Origin of the sequence: Clostridium sp. Marseille-P2415 (assembly GCF_900155545.1) — a bacterium.
Taxonomy (GTDB): domain Bacteria; phylum Bacillota; class Clostridia; order Lachnospirales; family Lachnospiraceae; genus Lacrimispora.
In genome coordinates, this window is the sequence record NZ_LT732526.1 from 3,975,567 (window position 1) to 3,996,381 (window position 20,815).

Annotated in this window: 18 protein-coding genes and 1 pseudogene; 15 read left to right on the top strand and 4 right to left on the bottom strand. The window is 44.0% G+C overall.

What is annotated here, in order from left to right:
- The first annotated feature begins 5 nt into the window (after nt 1–5).
- The 13 genes and pseudogenes from BQ9856_RS23140 to BQ9856_RS23200 all read left to right on the top strand — a co-directional run.
- Nucleotides 6–860 carry a class II fructose-bisphosphate aldolase gene (locus tag BQ9856_RS23140; protein WP_077613083.1) on the top strand — a complete coding sequence of 285 codons (855 nt, stop codon included), beginning with the start codon at nt 6–8 and terminating at the stop codon, nt 858–860.
- A 248-nt stretch (nt 861–1,108) separates the two neighbouring features.
- Nucleotides 1,109–2,929 carry a sensor histidine kinase gene (locus BQ9856_RS23145; RefSeq protein WP_159442075.1) on the top strand — a complete coding sequence of 607 codons (1,821 nt, stop codon included), beginning with the start codon at nt 1,109–1,111 and terminating at the stop codon, nt 2,927–2,929.
- A gap of 1 nt (nt 2,930) precedes the next feature.
- On the top strand, nt 2,931–4,406 hold the full coding sequence (locus BQ9856_RS23150) for a response regulator transcription factor (protein ID WP_077613085.1): 1,476 nt from the start codon (nt 2,931–2,933) through the stop codon (nt 4,404–4,406).
- Between the two features lie 153 nt (nt 4,407–4,559).
- Nucleotides 4,560–6,437, top strand: coding sequence for an ABC transporter substrate-binding protein (locus BQ9856_RS23155; protein ID WP_077613086.1), 1,878 nt, complete (start codon nt 4,560–4,562; stop codon nt 6,435–6,437).
- A gap of 13 nt (nt 6,438–6,450) precedes the next feature.
- Nucleotides 6,451–7,455, top strand: a complete 1,005-nt coding sequence (locus tag BQ9856_RS23160) for an ABC transporter permease (protein ID WP_077613087.1) — start codon at nt 6,451–6,453, stop codon at nt 7,453–7,455.
- Between the two features lie 12 nt (nt 7,456–7,467).
- Nucleotides 7,468–8,718 carry an ABC transporter permease gene (locus tag BQ9856_RS23165; protein WP_077613088.1) on the top strand — a complete coding sequence of 417 codons (1,251 nt, stop codon included), beginning with the start codon at nt 7,468–7,470 and terminating at the stop codon, nt 8,716–8,718.
- 14 nt (nt 8,719–8,732) lie between these two features.
- Nucleotides 8,733–9,740 (top strand): ABC transporter ATP-binding protein, encoded by a 1,008-nt coding sequence (locus tag BQ9856_RS23170; RefSeq protein ID WP_077613089.1) that lies wholly within the window; start codon nt 8,733–8,735, stop codon nt 9,738–9,740.
- The gene (locus BQ9856_RS23175) at nt 9,733–10,539 is read left to right on the top strand and encodes an ABC transporter ATP-binding protein (RefSeq protein ID WP_077613090.1); all 807 of its coding nucleotides are present in this window, start codon (nt 9,733–9,735) and stop codon (nt 10,537–10,539) included. The genes BQ9856_RS23170 and BQ9856_RS23175 overlap by 8 nt, the downstream gene beginning before the upstream one ends.
- A gap of 26 nt (nt 10,540–10,565) precedes the next feature.
- Nucleotides 10,566–13,052, top strand: coding sequence for a beta-mannosidase (locus BQ9856_RS23180; RefSeq protein WP_077613091.1), 2,487 nt, complete (start codon nt 10,566–10,568; stop codon nt 13,050–13,052).
- Nucleotides 13,053–13,091: 39 nt separating this feature from the next.
- Complete coding sequence (locus BQ9856_RS23185; protein WP_077613092.1) at nt 13,092–15,371, top strand: glycoside hydrolase family 3 C-terminal domain-containing protein; 2,280 nt, start codon at nt 13,092–13,094, stop codon at nt 15,369–15,371.
- A 50-nt stretch (nt 15,372–15,421) separates the two neighbouring features.
- On the top strand, nt 15,422–15,838 hold the full coding sequence (locus BQ9856_RS23190) for a nucleotidyltransferase family protein (protein ID WP_077613093.1): 417 nt from the start codon (nt 15,422–15,424) through the stop codon (nt 15,836–15,838).
- Complete coding sequence (locus BQ9856_RS23195; RefSeq protein WP_077613094.1) at nt 15,835–16,023, top strand: hypothetical protein; 189 nt, start codon at nt 15,835–15,837, stop codon at nt 16,021–16,023. Before BQ9856_RS23190 ends, BQ9856_RS23195 begins: the two co-directional genes overlap by 4 nt.
- 73 nt (nt 16,024–16,096) lie before the next feature.
- Nucleotides 16,097–16,264 (top strand): annotated as a pseudogene (locus BQ9856_RS23200) (IS66 family transposase); the annotation flags it as partial.
- A 210-nt stretch (nt 16,265–16,474) separates the two neighbouring features.
- Here the strand turns inward: BQ9856_RS23200 and BQ9856_RS23205 are convergent.
- The 4 genes from BQ9856_RS23205 to BQ9856_RS23220 form a co-directional block, all read right to left on the bottom strand.
- On the bottom strand, nt 16,475–16,963 hold the full coding sequence (locus BQ9856_RS23205; RefSeq protein WP_077613096.1) for a LysM peptidoglycan-binding domain-containing protein: 489 nt from the start codon (nt 16,961–16,963) through the stop codon (nt 16,475–16,477).
- A gap of 208 nt (nt 16,964–17,171) precedes the next feature.
- Nucleotides 17,172–17,615 carry a hypothetical protein gene (locus BQ9856_RS23210; RefSeq protein ID WP_077613097.1) on the bottom strand — a complete coding sequence of 148 codons (444 nt, stop codon included), beginning with the start codon at nt 17,613–17,615 and terminating at the stop codon, nt 17,172–17,174.
- Nucleotides 17,602–17,817 carry a helix-turn-helix transcriptional regulator gene (locus tag BQ9856_RS23215; RefSeq protein ID WP_077613098.1) on the bottom strand — a complete coding sequence of 72 codons (216 nt, stop codon included), beginning with the start codon at nt 17,815–17,817 and terminating at the stop codon, nt 17,602–17,604. The genes BQ9856_RS23210 and BQ9856_RS23215 overlap by 14 nt, the downstream gene beginning before the upstream one ends.
- A gap of 215 nt (nt 17,818–18,032) precedes the next feature.
- Nucleotides 18,033–18,959 (bottom strand): LysR family transcriptional regulator, encoded by a 927-nt coding sequence (locus BQ9856_RS23220; RefSeq protein ID WP_159442076.1) that lies wholly within the window; start codon nt 18,957–18,959, stop codon nt 18,033–18,035.
- 149 nt (nt 18,960–19,108) lie between these two features.
- Here BQ9856_RS23220 and BQ9856_RS23225 point away from each other — a divergent pair, with 149 nt between their 5' ends.
- Entirely contained in the window at nt 19,109–19,570 is a 462-nt protein-coding gene (locus BQ9856_RS23225; RefSeq protein ID WP_077613100.1) for a RidA family protein, read from the top strand.
- A gap of 59 nt (nt 19,571–19,629) precedes the next feature.
- Nucleotides 19,630–20,604, top strand: a complete 975-nt coding sequence (locus BQ9856_RS23230) for an aminopeptidase (RefSeq protein WP_077613101.1) — start codon at nt 19,630–19,632, stop codon at nt 20,602–20,604.
- Nucleotides 20,605–20,815: the final 211 nt, after the last annotated feature.

Below are 20,815 nucleotides of genomic sequence, written 5' to 3' on the forward strand. Positions count from 1 at the left end.
AGAAAATGCCCTTTGTTACTACTAAAAAAATGTTACTCGATGCTCAAAAAGGAAATTATGCGGTTGGCGCTTTTAATGTAGAGAATATGGAAATGGTTATGGCAGTTATAGAAGCAGCGGAAGAAATGAAGTCACCTGTTATTTTGCAGACAACACCTTCCACAGCCATGTATGCAGGACTGAACCTGTATTATGCCAATGTTAAGGCTGCGGCTGAAATGGCATCTGTGCCGGTGGCTCTTCATCTGGATCATGGCAGCAGCTTTGAACTGGCAATGCAGGCCCTTCGGGAGGGGTATACGTCTATTATGATCGATGGTTCTCATTATCCGCTGGAAGAGAATGCAGCCTTATCGAAGAAGGTTGTGGAAGCATGTCATCCCTGCCGGATACCCGTTGAAGCGGAACTGGGACGTGTCGGAGGGAAAGAGGATGATCTGGATGGCGGTGACAGCGGCCTTACCTCACCGGACGAAGCAGCATATTTCGTTGAAAGGACAGGAATTGATTTTCTGGCTGTATCAATCGGAACCGCTCATGGAGTTTACTCAGGAGTTCCCAATATCCGGGTGGACATATTAAAAGAAATTAAAAAGAAGGTTTCCATACCGCTGGTGCTTCACGGAACGTCCGGAGTAGCGGATGAGACCGTGCGGGCATGCATTCGGGAAGGGATCTGTAAAGTGAATTACGCAACGGATCTGCGGATTGCTTATAGTAAGGGGGTGAGAGTGGTTTTATATGAAAATCAATCTGTGTTTGACCCGAAAGCTTATGGGAAAAAAGGAAAGGAGCTGGTAAGGCGTTATGCGGCTGAGAAAATCTCTGTTTGCGGGAGCTGCGGACGTGCATGTTTATAGTTAGGGGCAGTTTGGGGAAATATAAGAAGAGTTGGAATCATCAGAGCTAATACTGTAAATTAATGAATATGTTCAGCCGGTTATGAGTAGTTATGAATACAGGTATCATGATCAGCTAAGGGGTAACAACAGACTCACTACTACTAGATACGGTTAATCAAACCACATTCTTTAGCAGTGAGTTTTTGTTGTATTGGAAAATGATTTTTATTATGGAGGATTTCAATTTGGTGTTTCGGACAAGGCATATGATACGGAAAAAATTTGAAATGATTAAACTGACCAGCAAGTTCATGATTTTGATCCTTGTTGTATTAATGATACCAATAGAAATATTCTTGCTGCTGTTTTTTCATAATATGGAAGCTTCCCTGTATAATGACGGCCAGACTCAGATTACATATGAACTTGCAAGAAGCAGTCAGAATGCGGAACAGATTGCAGTAAACTGCAATTTGTCTACTCAGATGATCGTTAATAATGAATCCATAAATGATTTTTTGAATCAGATTGATTCCGATAAAGAATTCAGCTTTATGGATATTCTTGATTTCTATGGAAAAGAGATCAGCGGAGTCCAGAAGGTCGTACGAAGCAATCCATATATCTACAAAATCAGAATTTTTGTGAATTCGGATACGGTAAAGGAAACGATGCCGCTGTTATATAAAAAAGAAAAAATAAAGGAGCTGAAGTGGGGAAAGGATGGGGTGCCTGCCACCGGTACATGGTGTTTTGATTATGAGGACATGCTGGATCAGGCGGCTGATTCTGATAAGAAGCCAAGAATCGCCTCGGTCATAACAAGGCTGAATGATTACCGTTATGGCCAGTATGGAATTATAGAGGCTGCGGTAACAATGGAAGATATATTTCCGGATATCTATCATTCCACGGAAATGGACTGGACATGTTTTGTTGACCGGGACGGGAACTTTTACTATGATCAAAAAGTTTCGGCAAAATGGAAATCCTATACAGAGGAAATTTCTGCTTTCATACGGAATCATGCTGATTCAGAATTAATACGGAACGAAGGCGGTATTTACCGTAAGATGCAAATTGGCGGGGAAGAGGTCCTGACAGGATGCCAAAGAATCCAATCTTTAAATGGATATTTGTTTCGAATCGTTTCCCTGAAAAATGATAAAAAGATATTAAAGTTTTATAAGATTTGTTTTTTGCTGCTATGGGCAGCTATCGTTGCTGTACTTCTTCTGTTTGCAAATAAGCTGGTGGCCCATATACTGAAACAGTTTTATGAGATTTACGAGGTCGTTTACCGGGTCCAGCAGGGGGATATGGAAGTACGGGTCAAAAAGACCAGCCAGGATGAGTTCGGGGTACTGGGGAAAGAGATCAATACGATGCTTGACCGGATCCAGGAGCTGATGGATGAAACGATCAGACGTGAACTGACCGTAAAGGATTCGCAGATCAAGGCGCTTCAAAATCAGATCAATACCCACTTTATCTACAATGTACTTGAGTCTGTAAAAATGATGGCGGAGATTGATGAGAAATATGAGATTGCAGATACCGTATCTTCATTTGGAAAGCTTTTGCGATACAGCATGAGGTGGAAGTCACAATACGTTACGGTGGAAGAAGAAATCGATCATATAAGAAATTATCTGACTCTGGTAAATCTGTGGTTTGATTATGAAATCTGTTTAAGCCTTCATATGCCGCAGGATATCATGCTGCAGGAGATACCCAAAATGTCGCTGCAGCCGATCATAGAAAATGCCATAAACCATGGAATGAAGGAGATTACCGGAGATACGGCTATTTATATGGATGGGGAAATAGAAGGCAATGACTGCTATATGAAAATAACGGATATGGGATGCGGGATGAGCGGAGAAGAAGTAGAACGGCTGCGTAAGAGGATCCGTGGTGAGACAGAGGATTCAGCCGGTTCCGGTAATGGAATTGGATTGAAAAATGTACAGGACAGGCTGCAAATCGGCTTTGGGCCGGAATATGGCATTACGGTTGAATCAAAAGAGGGCAGATATACACAGGTGACGGTAAAAATTCCATATTTGAAAAGAAAGAAGGGTTAAAATGAAAAACGTGCTGGTTGTGGAAGACGGTAAAATAATTCGTAAGGGAATCTGTACAATGGTCGGCCGCTGCGGCGTTCCCATTGAACAGATCATTGAATGTAAAAATGGCCTGGAAGCACTGGAAATCATCCGGGAGCATCCCATTGATGTCCTGATTACAGACATACGGATGCCTGAAATGGACGGGATCACGCTTGTGAAGGAGCTGCAGAAGTACTTATACATACCCAAAATTGTCGTGATCAGCGGATATGATGATTTTTCATTTGCAGTGGACTTATTAAGATGCGGGGCAAGAGAATATCTTTTAAAACCTGTCAAACGCGAAGAAATCAAGGCAATCATGGAAAAGCTGGAGGATGAGATACAGCAGGAAAACGTTGAAGAGAAAAATAAAAAGGCAGCCTATTACGGACAGTTAAGAGCAATCCTGTCTTCCGATGCCATGACACTGCCGGAGATTGAGGAATCAGAGGCTTGTATCAGCTTAAAAAAGGATGGGTATCAGGTGATCTGTACCAATGATCCGGGGGTACATCCGTGTTCGAAGGATAAGGCTTTCTTTTTTCCGGATATAGAGGGATGTCATGTGATTCTCCTGTCCTCTGAAAAAACGGAGGGTTTCATTAAAAATTCACTTAAAGGACATTCCCTGGGCGTAAGTGAACCATATCAGGGGCTTCATGATCTGAGAAAAGCATTTCTTGAAGCCAGGCAGCGGAGAGTCCGGGCTTTCTGCATGCAGAAAGAAGAGGCGGGGACGGACGGTGATTATCAGGTTTCGTTCCATGAGCTGGAAAGTTTTGTACAACGGATCGGAACGCTGAGAAACAATGAAAACGAACAGTTCCTGAATGAAATCGTCAGCAGAGTCAAGCTGGGAGACATGGAAGGAAACCGGTTTCAGGAGGTGGTCCGCCAGATTGTCTGCCGTATGAAGGATTTTTACGGAAGAATTCTGACAGATGAAGGGATTTACATAGACAATCTTACCCATATGCTTTCTTTTGAAAATATCGATGAATACTGCGAGGAGATCCTGCGGATTTTTTCTGTGATCAATCAGAAGGCACTCAGCGCAAATGACGATTACAGAAACCGCATCAAGGTGGAACAGGCAATTGCCTATATGAAAGAGAACTTCGCAAGGAATATCAATATGGCTATGGTTTCTAATTACGTGTCCATGAACTATACGGTTTTTTCGATTGCGTTTAAGGAATATACGGGAGAGAATTTTGTTAACTATCTAAGAAATATAAGAATGGAGGAGGCAAAAAGGCTTTTATCCGAAACGGATCAGAAAATTGGGCAGATCAGTCTTATGGCAGGTTATGATAACGGGAAGCATTTTATGAAGACCTTTAAATGTGTTGTCGGCGTAACGCCCAGTGAATACCGTAAAAATGCAAGAATCAGAAGCGGCGCTAAAAAAATGACACCAAAAACGAAAATAGGACCATTTCAATTATAACAGTGAGCATCTACAATGGAATTGTATAAGGTGCTTGCTTTTTTGGATTTTATATTTAATATATTATGAAAAATGTACAAATGATCCAAAAACTCAGGCACTTACCCGGAGATCCTGAAAGGGTCCGGAGAATGAATTCGTGGAGGTAGGAAAATGAAAAAGAGACACAACAAGCTGTTTGCGCTTCTGACCGTAAGCGCAATGGCAATGTCCATGCTTGCCGGCTGCCAGAAAGCTGGGCCGGCATCAACAGAGACAACGAAAAATGAAAACAAAACGGCAGCGGAAACTGCCACAGAAGCAGCATCCGCAGAAGCAAAAAAGGAGGCATCCGGTGCCGGTTCCACTCCGAGAAATGAGACGCTTTATTTTAGCGGGCAGCAGTGGGGGACAATTAATGACTGGAATCCCCTGAGTTCCAACTCAAATAATGCAATGGCAGTTACACAGAACGATAACTCCCGGGAGCTCATCTATGAGACGCTTTTCATGTTTAACATGCTGGATGGGAAGCTTTATGGCCTGCTTGGAAAGGATTATTCATGGAACGATGATCAGACAGAGCTGACCATTACCATGAATCCGGATGCCAAATGGAGCGACGGAACGCCGGTTACCGCAGAAGATGTGGCATACACCTTTGAATGTCACAAAAAATATGCATCTGCACAGGGCAGTGATTATGCAAATTACATTGATACAGTAGAAGCTGTGGATGAGCATACGGCTGTTTTTAAAGCAAAACTGGATGGGAACGGATTACCGGTCAATCCTTTAAAGGTAGTTGAATATACACCGAAGATTTATGTGTTACAGAAAGCATATCTTCAGAAGGTGGAACAACGTAATGACAACAATGCGGATAAGATCAAGCAGGACAGAATGGATGATTTTGTTTCTTCCGGCCCATATGCTTCCTATTACGATGACGACCAGAAGGTTGTTTTTGTAAGGGATGATAACTACTGGGGAACTGCCTTATGGGGCAGGCTTCCTGCACCCAAATACATTACCCATGTGATTTATGAGAACAATGCTGCCGGAGATACGGCTTTTAAGGCAGGGGAGGTTGATGTATCCCAGCAGTTCATAACCAATGTGCAGAAGCTTTGGGAAGAAGACGGACTTCCCATCTCCACCTATATTGATGAAGCGCCTTATGGGGTCTGTGCCACCATGCCGACTGCTTTCTTAAATGTGGAGGTACCGGGGCTTGACCGGAAAGAAGTCAGAAAAGCCATCGCAATGGCAGTGGATTATGACCAGATCATTGCCTCGGCAATGTCCAACCAGTCACCGAGCTTTAAAGATGTGCCGCGTTCCATCATGAATCCTACACCCGCCGAGCAGGCGCTGGTCAGTCAGGATGAATTAAAGGATTATCAGTTTACAGGGAACGATATAGAAGGGGCCAATGCTCTTTTGGATAAAGCAGGGATCGTGGATACGGACGGAGACGGAATCCGTGAAATTGACGGGAAGAAACTTTCTTTTAAGGCGGAATGTCCGGATGGCTGGACCGACTGGAATGCAGCATTGGAGATCGTTGCGGCAGCGGGCAGTAAGATCGGAATCGAGATCGAGACCTATTTCCCGGATACCAGCACATTTAACGATGATATGACTACGAGAAAATTTGACATTTGTATGTATAGTCCGCCGGCATCCTCTGTGGCAAATCCCTGGGGGCGTGCAATGGCCTTCCTGTCAACGGATTATGCAAAGCTTGATGTAAACTGGAGCGGAAACTTCGGCGGCTATATCAATGAGGAAGCAAACAGCATTCTTGAAAAGATCCCTCTTGAGACCAATAAGGACACATTGATCGAATACTATACGGAATTGAGTAAGATTTACTTAGATGAAGTTCCTTCGTTTTCACTGATGTACAGGCCAATGCTGTTCCATGCTGTTAACGAGAGTGTATGGACCGGTTTTCCGCAGCTTGATGATGGGGATAACATACCGCCTACGGACTGCACGGATGGATATGGCATCGCAGCATTGTATAATCTGGAGAATGTAAACTAGAAGAGGTGAGCCTTTGAAGGGATATAAAAAATATTATACAAATAAAATAATCTGGTATCTGATTACCTTTGTCATTGCAGTCGCGCTTAATTTTGTTTTACCCAGACTGATGCCCGGAGATCCTGTTTCTGCAATTGCGGCAAGAGCGGTAGACGGCATGACGGATTCTACGGCGATCCAGGCCGTGTATGAAGATTATGCGGAAAAATTCGGCGTGAATCAGCCAATGATAACACAATTTCTTGTTTTCGTAAAAAATGCTTTCAGGGGAGATTTTGGCGTTTCCTTCAGCCAGTACCCGAGAACGGTGGCGGATATTATCGCCTCATCGGTATGGTGGACCGTATGTCTTCAGCTCCCGGCAATTATTCTCGGGTGGTTCTTAGGAAATCTCCTCGGTGCGGTTGCCGCTTACATGAAGGGAGTATTTGATAAAGGAATTCTGCCTGTGTTCCTGTTTATCAGCAATGTGCCGGCCTTTGGTATGGCTACGATCCTGCTGTTTGTTTTTTCCCTGAAGCTTGGATGGGCACCGTCAAGCGGAGGCTACGGATTCGATCTGATTCCCAATGCAAGCCTGACATTTTTTAAATCTGTGATTGCCCATTACCAGCTGCCGTTCTGGTCCATCGTACTGATTACGGTCGGAGGGCAGGCAATCGGGATGCGCTCCATGTCCATCTATGAATTAAACGCTGACTATGTAAAGTACAGCCGTTTTTTAGGCATTAAAGACAGAACCATCGTTGGCTATGTTTTCCGGAATGCAATGCTTCCCCAGATCACGGGCCTGGCAATGTCCATCGGTACCATGATCGGCGGAGCCCTTGTTGCGGAGATCATTTTCAGCTATCCGGGTCTTGGGACCACGCTGCTTTCTGCTGTCAAAGGAAGGGATTATCCGTTGATTTCCGCATGTACCCTGATCATTACGGTCATGGTCCTGCTGGCAAATCTGTTTGTGGAAATGATCTACGGAATAATTGATCCCCGGATAAAAGCGGCACAGCAGGATTAGGGAGGAAATGCGATGAAAAACCAGATAAAACAGATATTTCGTTCCCCCAAATTTGTGATCGGTTTTGTGATATTTATGGTATTATTACTGATGACGATTGTTTATCCGCTCATTGTGACAGATGATCCTTTGCAAATGATAGGCCAGGGGAATTTTTTTAAACCCGGAACATATATTGGGGTTGCGGATGCGGTCAATACAGATGCATACACTTTGAATATTGATGCTTCTTCCGACAGGCTGGAAAAAAATCTTGATATAGAAGAACGCGGGGCAATGGCTGATTGGCTGGAACAGTTCGGCAGCGTATCTGCAGATGAAATCGATGTAACAGATGCCGGAAAGCTTGTTTCCCTGTGGAAATCCCATTATGATCCTTCGAATGAGCAGAAAGGATTGATTGCCGCGAAAAAGAAATATTACAGCCGCATTGATAAAAAAATCGAGGGATTGCTTGAGGATGATGATGTACTGCTTGCTGAAAAAGACGGGAAGACAGGAGAGCTGTCGGTTAAAAAAAGTATCCCGCCCACATCCTATGTGAATGTAAAAGATGTGGGCAGCAAACGGCTTTTTATCCTGGGAACGGATAACTTTGGACGTGATGTCTTAACAGAGCTTATCGCTGCAATTAAAACATCTTTAAAAATTGGTTTAATTGCAGGACTGACCGCGACCCTGATCGGATTGTCCCTTGGTCTGCTTGCAGGATATCTGGGGGGGTTAATAGATGACTTTATCATGTTCATAACCAATTTATTTACCGTGATTCCCAGTTTTATTCTGCTGATACTCATCTCATACAGTATTGGCAAAAATGCCAGAGGTGTCATGATGGTCGCGGTTATCATCGGCCTGACCTCCTGGACGTGGACCACAAGATCCGTCCGGTCCCAGGTGATTTCCCTCAGAAACAGGGACCATGTCAACTTGTCAAAGCTGTCGGGGCATAGTCTTTTCCGGATTATTCTCACAGATATTCTTCCGTATATTGCTTCTTATGTTGTCATGGCTCTGATTTTGCAGATTTCTTCCGGAATCCTTGCGGAAGCACAGCTTTCCATGATCGGACTCGGCCCTGCTACAACAACCGTTTCCACACTTGGACTTATGATGAACTGGGCAATGTCTTACAGCGCCCATTTGAATGGGAACTGGTGGGCATATTTTCCTGTCATTCTATCCATTGCGTTCATTTCATTCTCATTGAATCTGATGAATACAGGTCTGGATCAGGTATTTAATCCGCAGCTGAGAGAGTAAAAGGAGAAGAGAATATGGGAAAAGTAATGCTTGATGTCGACCATTTAAAAACCAAATATATTACCAGATTCGGGGAGGATGTCTATGCGGTAGATGGCGTATCACTTAAAATAGAAGAAGGAAAATCTCTTGGTATCGCAGGAGAGTCGGGCTGCGGAAAATCCACACTGGCACTGAGCCTGATGGGATATTATTTTGCGCCCCTTCATTATCAGAGCGGTACGATCAAGGTGGATGGCGTAAATATCTCAGGAATGAAACCGGATGATATCCGGAAAAAAATTCTTGGAAATGAGATCGCCTATATCCCCCAGGCAGCCATGAATGCGTTGAATCCGACCCAGAAGATCATCCGCTTTATTGAGGATGTCATCCATGCCCATGATCCGAAGGCGGATAAAAAAGAAATTTATGACCTTGCGAAAGAAAGGTTTGAAATCCTGGGCCTGCCTGAGCGTGTCTTAAAAAAGCATGCGGTGGAGCTTTCCGGAGGCATGAAACAAAGAACGGTAATCGCCATATCCACGATCCTGTCGCCGAAGGTGCTGATAGCCGATGAACCATCCTCAGCCCTTGATGTAACCTCTCAGAAGATGGTGATCAAAATGCTCCGTGATCTGATGGAAAAAGGCTTTATAAAATCCATGATCTTTATCACCCATGAGCTTCCTCTTCTTTATAATGTTACCGATGAAATCATGGTCATGTATGCCGGTCAGATCGTTGAGCGGGCAGCTGCCAGGGAAATGGTATTTGACCCCATTCACCCTTATTCCAAAGGCCTGATGGGCTCCATCCTGGTTCCGGAGCCGGGGACAAGGGATGTGAAACTGACTGCGATCCCGGGAACTCCGCCGAATCTTAAAAAACCTCCGAAAGGCTGCCGGTTCGCTGACCGCTGTAAATATGCGAAACCAGCATGTATGCTGCATGGAATCGCAGAGACCCATTTGGATAACGGCCGGATGTTCCGCTGTTATCTGGACGAAAATGAATTAAGGGAGGTTTACAGCCGTGAGTGATAAAATCTGTCTCAGTGGAAAAGGAATCACAAAAGTTTTTGGCTACGGAGATGAAAAGACCGTAGCGGTCGATCACGTAGATTTTGAATTTCATGAAGGAGAGATCATATCCATAGTAGGAGAGAGCGGTTCGGGTAAGACCACACTGTCAAAGATGCTGCTGGGTCTGTTAAGCGTGACGGAAGGAGAAATCCTCTATCAGGGGAAGGTTCGGGATATCTCCGGTTATAAAAAGAAAAAAGAATATTGGAAGGGGATCCAGGCCATTTTTCAGGATCCGTTTTCTTCCTTTAATGTCTTTCATAAAATTGATGAAGTGCTTCTTGACTGCATTAAAATAAGAGGGGGAGGGAAGCTTCTTTATGATAAGAAGGTTGAAATGATGACAGAGGCATGCAGCTTTGTAAATCTAAAATTTGCAGAACTGACCAATAAGTACCCCTTTGAATTATCCGGAGGCCAGATGCAAAGGCTGATGATTGCCAGGATTTTTCTTCTGAAGCCTAAAATATTGCTGGCCGACGAGCCCACCTCCATGATCGATGCCTGTTCAAGAGCCACGATCCTTGAGATGCTTCTGAAATTGAGGGAAGAGATCCATATGACGATTATCTTTATTACTCATGATATCGGGCTGGCTTTTTATATTTCCGATTCCATCTATATTATGGAGCATGGAAAATTTGTTGAATCAGGAGCTTCTGAGTCTGTTATTTTAAATCCGCAGGCAGCATATACCAAAAGGCTGATAAGCGATGTACCGAAGATTCATGAAGAGTGGGATTTATCAACTGTCTGAAAGCAGGGAGGAAGGAGGAGTAAAGGATGATAAGAACGGTTATTGACAAGGTGTTTAAAATGCGGATCGCCTCAAAGGAAGAGTGGTATCCGGCAGCAGTACCGGGCAGTGTTTACACGGATCTTTTAAAGAACGGAGTGATAGAGGATCCGTATTGGAGGGATAATGAAGAGAAAGCATTGGAGGTGATGAAGGAAGATTTCGAATATGTGGGGATATTTGATGCAGAAGATGCCATGATGAAACAGGAGAGGATATATCTGCATTTTGAGGGACTTGATACTCTGGCAGAGCTTTCTCTCAATGGAGTAAGGCTGGGTCATGCGGATAATATGCATCGGGAATGGGAGTTTGAAGTGACAGATCTATTGGAAAGTGAAAACAATGAACTTCGGATATTGTTTCATTCTCCTGTAAAATACATAGAAGAGGAGTACCGGAAGGAACCGATCGGCGGTTCGGAGGATGCCATGCGGGGCTTTCCGAAGCTAAGAAAGGCCCATTGTATGTTTGGCTGGGACTGGGGCCCCCGGCTTCCCGATGCAGGAATCTGGAGGAAAATCATTCTGGAAGGCGTAACCAATGCACGGCTTGACAGTGTTTATGTGACACAGGACCATGAACGGGAAGGGGTATATTTAAATTTTCATGCTTCTGTGAAACGAAACCGGGATGACAGCATCCTCAGATTCAGGAAAGATAACCGGGAATTAAAAAAAGATGGTTATTCCTACCGGGTGACGGTTACAGAACCGGCAGAAAAAGGCCGGCAGTCGGTCAGAACGTTTGATAACGCACCGCAAAGAATTCTCATTGAGCATCCCAGACTCTGGTGGCCCAACGGATATGGAAAACAGGATTTATACAGAGTACGGGTAGAGCTTTTAAAGGATGGCGAAGTAATCGATGATTGGGATAAGCGGATCGGCCTTCGGATACTTACGGTACGCAGGGAGAAGGATGAATTCGGAGAAACCTTTGCCCATGAAGTAAATGGCGTGAGGATGTTTGCCATGGGTGCCGATTATATTCCGGAGGATAACATATTGAGCCGGTGTGATCCGGAGAGAACCATGGAACTGCTGAAACAGTGCAAAGCGGCAAATTACAACGTTATTCGTGTATGGGGCGGCGGCCATTATCCATATGACCCATTCTGGGACGCCTGTGATGAACTGGGGCTTGTGGTGTGGCAGGATTTCATGTTTGCCTGCGCGCTCTATGATCTGACGGAAGACTTTGAGGAAAATATCCGTCAGGAATTTATCGATAATATCCGAAGAATCCGGTACCATGCGTCCCTTGGACTCTGGTGCGGCAATAATGAAATGGAGATGTTCGTCGGTCAGGGCGGTTGGAGCTGTACTCCGAAGCAGAAAGCCGATTATATTAAGATGTATGAATACATCATTCCGAAAATTCTGAAGGAAGAGGATCCCCGGACCTTTTACTGGCCGGCGAGCCCTTCTTCCGGAGGAAGCTTTGACAGTCCCAATGATGAGAACCGGGGAGATGTGCATTACTGGGATGTCTGGCATGGAAATAAGCCGATTACGGAGTACCGTAAGTTTTATTTCAGGTATGTGTCTGAATTCGGTTTCCAGTCATTTCCTTCTCTTAAAACAATAGAGACTTTTACCGAAAGTGAAGACAGGAATATTTTTTCTTATGTTATGGAGAAGCATCAGCGCAATTCTGCGGCCAATGGGAAAATTATGGCTTATATGGAACAGACCTTTCTCTATCCCAATGACTTTGATACGCTGCTTTACGCATCCCAGCTATTGCAGGCTGAGGCAGTCCGGTATGGCGTAGAGCATTTCAGGCGGAACAGGGGCAGATGCATGGGAGCCATCGTCTGGCAGCTCAATGACTGCTGGCCGGTAGCCTCCTGGTCTTCCATTGATTATTACGGAAGGTGGAAGGCTTTGCATTATTATGAAAAACGGTTTTTTGCACCCCTGATGATATCCTGTGAGGAAGAAGGAATTCTGACACAGGATCCCAACCCCAATGCCCAGCCTTATGAAGTGAGAAAGTCCATTCGCCTTTCGGCTGCAAATGAGAGTCTTGCGGATGAAACGGTGACAGTTGTGTGGGAATTGAGAAAAAATACAGGGGAAATCATGAAAAGCAGGGAGGAGGTACGGAAGATACCAGGGCTTTCTTCCGTATGGTTCGATAAGGTTGAATTGCCGGAAGCAGAGCTTTATGAGGATTATGTAAGCTACAGCATGAACCGGCAGGGAGAGACCGTATCCCAGGGGACCGTCCTGTTCTGTCCGCCCAAGCACTACCATTTTATGGATCCTCAGTTAACGGTAAGGGCAGAAGATGATGCAATCATTGTAACGGCAAAGGCTTATGCGCGGTCTGTTGAAATCCGAAACGAAAATGATGATCTGATCCTTACCGATAATTTCTTTGACATGAATCCGGGAGAGAAGAGAGTCGGGATTTTAAGGGGCAGACCCCAAGGACTTAAGGTAAGGAGCGTTTATAATATCCGTTAATGCCAGGTAAAGTAAACGGGATAGGAAGGAGATAAAAATATGAATATTGAAAAAATTGTGAAAGAAATGACGCTGGAAGAAAAAGCCGGTCTTTGTTCCGGGGCGGATTTTTGGCATACAAAAGCAGTGGAAAGGCTTGGAATACCGGCATCTATGGTAAGCGACGGCCCTCACGGACTCAGAAAACAGGATGAGAAAAGTGATCATCTGGGAGTCAATGAAAGCATCAAGGCAGTCTGCTTTCCGACTGCATGTGCAACTGCATCCTCCTTTGACAGGGAGCTGCTGACGGCCCTAGGAGAGGCACTTGGCGATGAGTGCCAGGCGGAGGATATCAGTGTGATCCTGGGACCGGCAGTCAATATCAAGCGTTCTCCTTTATGCGGCAGGAATTTTGAATATTTTTCGGAAGATCCGTACCTTGCTTCCGAAATGGCAGCCAGCCATATAAATGGCGTGCAGAGCAGACAGGTAGGGACCAGCCTTAAGCATTTTCTGGCAAATAATCAGGAACACAGGCGTATGACATCGGATTCTGTCATTGATGAGAGGACTCTGCGGGAGATTTATCTGGCAGCTTTTGAAGGTGCGGTCAAACATGCAAAGCCATGGACCGTTATGTGCTCCTATAACAAAATAAACGGAGAATATGCTTCAGAAAACTATCATTATCTTACGGAAATACTAAGGGATGAGTGGGGATTTGACGGTTATGTCATGAGTGACTGGGGGGCAGTCAACAATCGTGTGGAAGGTGTGAAGGCCGGCCTTGATCTTGAAATGCCTTCTTCCGGAGGAATCAATGATACATATCTTATAGAAGCGGTGAAAGAAGGAAGGCTGAAAGAACAGGTTCTGGACAAAGCAGTTACAAGAATCCTGACAATCATAGAACGTTATAAGAAGAACAGGCGGCCGGAAACGGTCTGGGATAAAGATGCACACCATGAGCTTGCAAGGAAAATGGAGGGAGAATGTGCGGTCCTGTTAAAAAATGAAGGGATTCTTCCCCTTGCTGATTCGGATGAAGTGGCATTCATCGGTTATTTTGCGGCGCATCCAAGATATCAGGGAGGAGGTAGCTCCCATATCAACTCCACAAAGGTGGAATCCGCGGTAGAAGCGGCAAAGTACAGGAATGTGATCTATGCACAGGGTTATGAAATCAATATGGATCAGGTGAATGATTCTATGATGAAAGAAGCGGTGGAAGCGGCAAAACGAGCAAAAACGGCTGTTATTTTTGCAGGTCTTCCGGATGCTTTTGAATCAGAAGGCTATGACCGGTCCCATATGGCCATGCCGGATTGCCAGAATGCCCTGATTGAAGCAGTAGCAGCGGTACAGCCCAATACAGTCGTGGTGCTTCATAATGGTTCTCCCGTTGAAATGCCGTGGATCGGTAAGGTAAAAGGTGTACTGGAAGCTTATCTGGGAGGCCAGGCGGTGGGCGGTGCCATTGTGGATATTCTCTACGGTCTTGTAAATCCAAGCGGAAAGCTTGCGGAAACATTTCCGGTAAAGCTTGAGGATAATCCGTCTTATCTCTATTACGGAGGGGAGAAAGATGTAACAGAATACCGGGAAGGCGTATTTGTTGGTTATCGGTATTATGACAAAAAGAAGATGGAAGTTCTGTTCCCCTTTGGTTATGGCTTAAGCTATACTACGTTTGAATACAGCAACATGAAAGCCGACAGGCAGACGATGAAAGACGTGGATACGGTGACGGTTTCCCTGGATGTTACCAATACCGGTAAGGTGACGGGGAAAGAGGTGGTGGAGATTTATGTAGAAGCGGTAAACAGTGCGGTAATCCGCCCTGTAAGAGAGCTTCGTGAATTTGCGAAGGTTGAATTAAGGCCCGGTGAGACAAAAACGGTCAGCTTTATACTTGGAAAACGGGCGTTTGCATATTATCACACAGGGTTAAAGGACTGGTATGCAGAATCGGGAAGCTATCTCATCCATGCCGGGGCTTCATCAAGGGATCTGCGTGAAACGGTGTGTGTGAAGGTGGAAGCCACGGTTGAGGTGCCGGTTGTATATCATCTTAACAGTACAGTAGGGGATATCCTGGCGGATCCCGATGTGGCGGAAATCATACAGCCGTTGCTGGATAAATATCAAAAAGGCAATGGTATAGGAAATTCTGATGGAGAAGCTGCAAAGTCGGCAATTTCACAGCAGATGGATGATGCGATGTTTCGCTATATGCCCCTCCGACAGATGCTCAGTTTTGCACCGGATATCAGTACTCCAGAAGAATTACAGGGACTGATTAGGCAGATGAATGAAAAGAAGAGGGCCATTATATAGGAAAGTTACTTAAAAAAAATCTTGGAATTTATGAAAGGAGTGATATAAGAATGACTGCTTCAGAAAGATTGAAAATAGTAGAAGATTTTGCATCTTCTATAAGGCAGAAGTATCCGCAGACAGATCAGTATAATGTCCTGGTATTCGGCAGTTTTCTTACTGAACGTTATACAGCTGAATCTGATATAGACATAGGTATTTTCTCGCTAATACCCGGGCTTACCTTTCGCCTATACTCCTTTACTAAAGATAATTTTGATAAGTTAGGCATTGACAGCGATGTAGTACGGATGAAGCTTTCTGATTCTCAATACATTAATATTTCCATTGTAACAGGACAGCAATATGCCGTAACGGATTATTGCCCCGAAATACTGATTGATTATACAAAGAAGATGATTGTGCGCTACGGAAACAATCCGCAGGAAGTAATTGTTAAACAGATGCATCAGGAGGTCAGGGCATGAGTTCATTTAATGAAGCATTAAGGAAGGCTGGAATTGGCACTGATCACAAGAATGATTACAATAAGAAGAAAGCCGGTGCTTTTACACTGGAATTGAAGCTTTATGAAATGAAAGATCATATAGCGGCTATATGTAGCAGAAATAAAGAAAGCAAAGCGTCAGGATGTGTCACGCTCCATCCTTGATGCCTTTTGGTTGTGGGTTGTAGAAACATTTGTTGTTTTCAAAGGGTGCAACAGCTAACTCGGTTCGGCAAAAGCAAATGATCTTGATGTGTATGAATACTTAAAATATCTTCTAAATGAGATACCGAACAGAGATTTTAATAACCAGCTAGAGATTCTGGATCAGCTCCTGCCCTGGTCAAAGGAACTGCCAGAAGAATGCAGGCTTAATCATAAACTTAAGAAGTGCTTCAAAAAATGATATCATCAGTTTACCACCATGGCGTGGGTATTCCTAGACGTCATTTTTGAAGCACTTATATAAAAAATTGCTGTGAACAGAGAATTTTTATGCTCTTTTTTTAGATCAACGTTGGTAAACATGCTGGGCCTGCAAAAGGCGGTGGAATTGTTTGAATTTTGCTCTTCTTTGCTTACTAAGAAGCCCAATCGTATTACCGGATTCTATGGTTTAGTAATAGTTATCTTCCGGATAGTAGGTCATTTCATTGCTGTCAGCCGCATCCTCCGGTGTGGTATCCTGGGAACGGAACCAGGAAGGCATGTTGGGCAGTCGGTATCCGGCCGGTATCCAGATTGTCTGGCCAACTGTAAGATTATTAGGATTTATGCCGGGATTCACGGCTATAATGGTTTCTACGGTGGTGCAAAAGCGTTGGGAAAGAAGCCATAAGGTATCATTCCGCTGAATGGTATAGGTACGAAGGCCTACGGGACATTGAGCCGTACTGCCTCCCGATGGCGGAGTCGGAACCGGAGGACGGAGAACTCTTCCTGCCGGAATACAAATGGTCTGCCCCACTGGTAAATTATTTGGATTTAAGCCTGGATTTACGGCTGTAATTGCATTAATAGTAGTAAAATAACGCTGTGAAAGCAGCCATAATGTATCACCGGGTCGGATGGTATAAGAAAACAGTCCTACAGGGCAAGGATTCATAATATTACTGCCTTTCAATAAAACAATTTGTCTTATGTTATGATAAAAGAAAGGGAAAAGTACCTGTCTCTCCTGTATAAATTTCAAACTGGCTGGATTCACAAACCAAAGGCCGGTCTGTCCACTGCTTTATATCCTGAAATCTTGTCCTTCAACGGTTTCTTATTGAAATTTAGCAAAATATTCCGTATCATCTACTGTTTGCTATTTAATATTTCTTGAGTAGATGATTAAAGATTGCGATACCTGCAACGATCTGAAATACTAAATATCCACCCAAATACAGAATAATCATTCGTGAATTGATAGTTATTTCTAAAGCACCCATTATTGAGAATACTACCATTGAAATACTGATAGCGATAAGTCCGAGTACATACGAATATCGCCCGGACTTATCTCTAAGCTTTACTTTCAGTTCGTCATGTTGTTCAATCTTTTCGTCTGTAATTCTCTCTTGATACCGTTCCTTGTTTTTAGGTGTGCTCCAATAAAAATATTTGCAAATCATGACGATACCTGGGCCAATTCCTGCCCCAGCAAAACCAAAAAGCAAACCGTCTAATTTGCTATAGGTTAGTAATGCTATGAGCAAAAGAACTGTGCCCACAAGAGCAAACATAATGCCTGTTATTAAATTACTTTTTTTCATTTTCGTTACTCCTTTCATGGATAAAAATTTCTTCAATTCTTTTGCCGAAAAAATCTGAAATTACAAATGCCAGCTCCAAAGACGGGTTATATTTTCCGGTTTCGATTGAGCTGACAGTTTGCCTTGAAACGCTGATTGCTTTTGCAAAATCTTCTTGGTTCATGCCTAAATTTTTTCTTAGTTCCTCAACCCTGTTTTCCACATAATACCTCCTTTGCTTTGACAAGGTTCCTTTACATCTTTATTATAGTTGCCTGAAACTGTTTTGTCAAGGTTCCTTTACAAAAAACAAATAAAAGAACAGGGGTAATGTGGCGGATTTTCTTATATCCATGATTAAGGGAGCAGCGGTGATTTAAGCCGGCGCTCCCTTTTGAGTCCTTATGCTGTGCGGAATATCCGGATATCGAGCCGTTTTTATAATGGATCAGACAAGTGCTTACCTTCCTGAAGGGTGGAAGCATATTCCAGCGCGAAATCATAAAACAGCCTGACACAGGGAGCTACAGGCCGCTTCTTGGAGATGGCCAGATAGATATTCCGGTACGCTTTGGGATGATCTAGTTTAATCTTTCTGATATTGTAATTCCGCAATATTTCCAAATCCGGTACGATAGCAATACAGTTGTTATGTCCTGTGGATATTAAGCCAGCCATTGTGACCTCCTCTGCAAGTTGACAATGGGTTTTGGGGGCACTGCCGCATTCTGAAAAGAGCCCGTCGATCACGTTTTGTATTTCCCCGGCGGTATCAATGTATTTAACGATCGGATAGGGGATCAAATCTTCCATTGATGCGCTGGCCTGTGAAGAAAGCGGATGATCTGCCGATGTAATGCAGATCAGTTCCTGCTTCAGTACCGGTACGAAATCGATTTCCGGTTCCTGGGGCATATAGGTACAAAGGCTTAAATCGATCATTCCGCTTTTTAAATTCCGGATGCTGGTCTGAGTATTGCACTGGTTAAAATGTATGGTTATATTCTTATGCCGGTCATTATCGTAAAAGTTTTTTATAAGCCTGGGCACAAACTGGTATCCAAGTACGAATAAAAAGCTTAAATCTATAATACCGGCATCCTTTTTAGAAAACTGCTTTAACAGGCGGTTTCCATTTTCTATTTCACAAAATCCATTTGAAACGTAGGATTGAAGCAGGAGTCCGTATTTGCTTAATTTGACATTGCGGCCGTCTCTTTCAAACAGGGGAACACCGAACTCTTTTTCAAGTGATGAAATGGCATGGCTGAGGCTTGGCTGTGTGATGCACAGAAACTCAGCTGCTTTTGTATAATGCTGATATTCAGCCATTACATTAAAATAATAGAGATTATTTAAGTTCATGTCCATTTTCCTTTCTTATTTTTGGAGTTCTCATAGTATAGCACAAATTATAGATATTATCTATAAAAAATGGTAGAAATAAGCATTGGATTTTATGCAAATTTAGGAATATAGTAGAGTCATAGAAAAAAACATAGGAGGAAATGCATATGACTTACGAAGAAAAATTAGAGCGTGCAGGATACATGATCCATGAACCCGCTGCGGCAGCTGCCCGCCCGTTTGAAAGTGCAGTCCGGACAGGCGATCTCATCTTTGTTTCCGGCCATGCTGCCCGTGATGCGGGTGAACTGAAATACACCGGCATTGTAGGGGACAATATCACCATGGATCAAGCTCAGGATGCAGCCATACTTTGCCTTCTGAATTGCCTGAAAGCCGTAAAAAGTGTGACCGGCTCTCTTGATGCAATTAAGCAGATCGTAAACATAAAGGGATACGTGGCAAGTACCCCGGAATTTATTGGACAGCCTCAGGTCATGAATGCGGTGTCCCAGCTTGTAAATGACGTATTTGGAAATGCAGGAAAGCACAGCCGCGTTGCTCTCGGAGCATCATCACTTCCGGGGGGAACTCCCGTAGAAGTAGAAATGATCGTACAGGTGAAATAACGGATTTACTCCGTATTCAGACAAATAACAAATAAAGCGAAACGAAAGGAAGAAAGATTATGAAAGAAATGCCAAAGGATATGCCATTGGGTATCAAACAGTTATTTACCAGTATTACACATTTAAAAGAAGGAGAAAAAGTTCTTGTTATCACAGATGACAACAAGCGTGAGATCGGGGAAATGGTGTACAAATATGCCAAGGATTTATTTGAAACCACCATGCTGGTAATGACTCCGCGGCCAGGCCACGGCGCAGAGCCTACAGAAGCGATCCGTACCGCCCTTACGGACTGTGATGTTGCATTTGGCGCTACTACAATGTCATTATTCCACAGCCAGGCACGGTTAAATGCGTGCAAGAAAGGCAGATTACGCTGGGTCGGCCTTCAGGATTATTCCCTTGATATGTTTGAAACAGGCGGATTGACCGCAGACTTTGATGAGGTTGCACGTGTGATCGACCGCGTAACCGAGGTATTTCACGGAAAAACCTTTACGCTTACATCGGAAGGGGGAACCAACATGGTATGCAGCGTGGAAGGCCGCAAACCGGTTGTAGACTATGGCACCTCCATCACACCTGGCTCTGCATCATTTCCTCCCAACGCAGAAGCTGCGCTCGGACCTGTGGAAGGAACTTCCAATGGCGTACTTGTCATAGACGGAAGCATTCCTCATCCGCTCCTGAATCTCATTGAAGAGCCTATCATCTGTACGGTAAAGGATGGCCTGATCACAGAAATCAAAGGCGGAAAACAGGCGGATATCTTAAGAAAGCTGTTAGCAGATTTCAATGATCCTACGGTATATAACGTCGGAGAACTGGGGCTTGGTTTAAACAAAGAAAATTATTTATGCGGTCATATGGCTCCTGATGAAGGGTCTTTCGGCAACATCCACATTGGAATCGGAAAGAATTTAAGCTTTGGAGGACACGTTGATTCTCCTCTGCATATGGATATGGTTATTAAGAAAATTTCCTGTGACATTGATGGAAGGGTTATTATGAAAGACGGAGTATTAATGGTATAAATGTGGGGGTATTTTCACTTTTATTCCAGGAGAGCCTGTGTCATATGACACAGACTCTCATTTTACGCGGGCAACGAGCCAAACGAACATGTTTACATGTTCACTTGGCGACTGCCGCGATAACCGGAGAAACTCGCAAAGCGTGTTTCTTCCGGTTCTACATTTAATCTGGAAGATAACGGGAATGGTTGGGAAGTTTGTTATGAAAGGT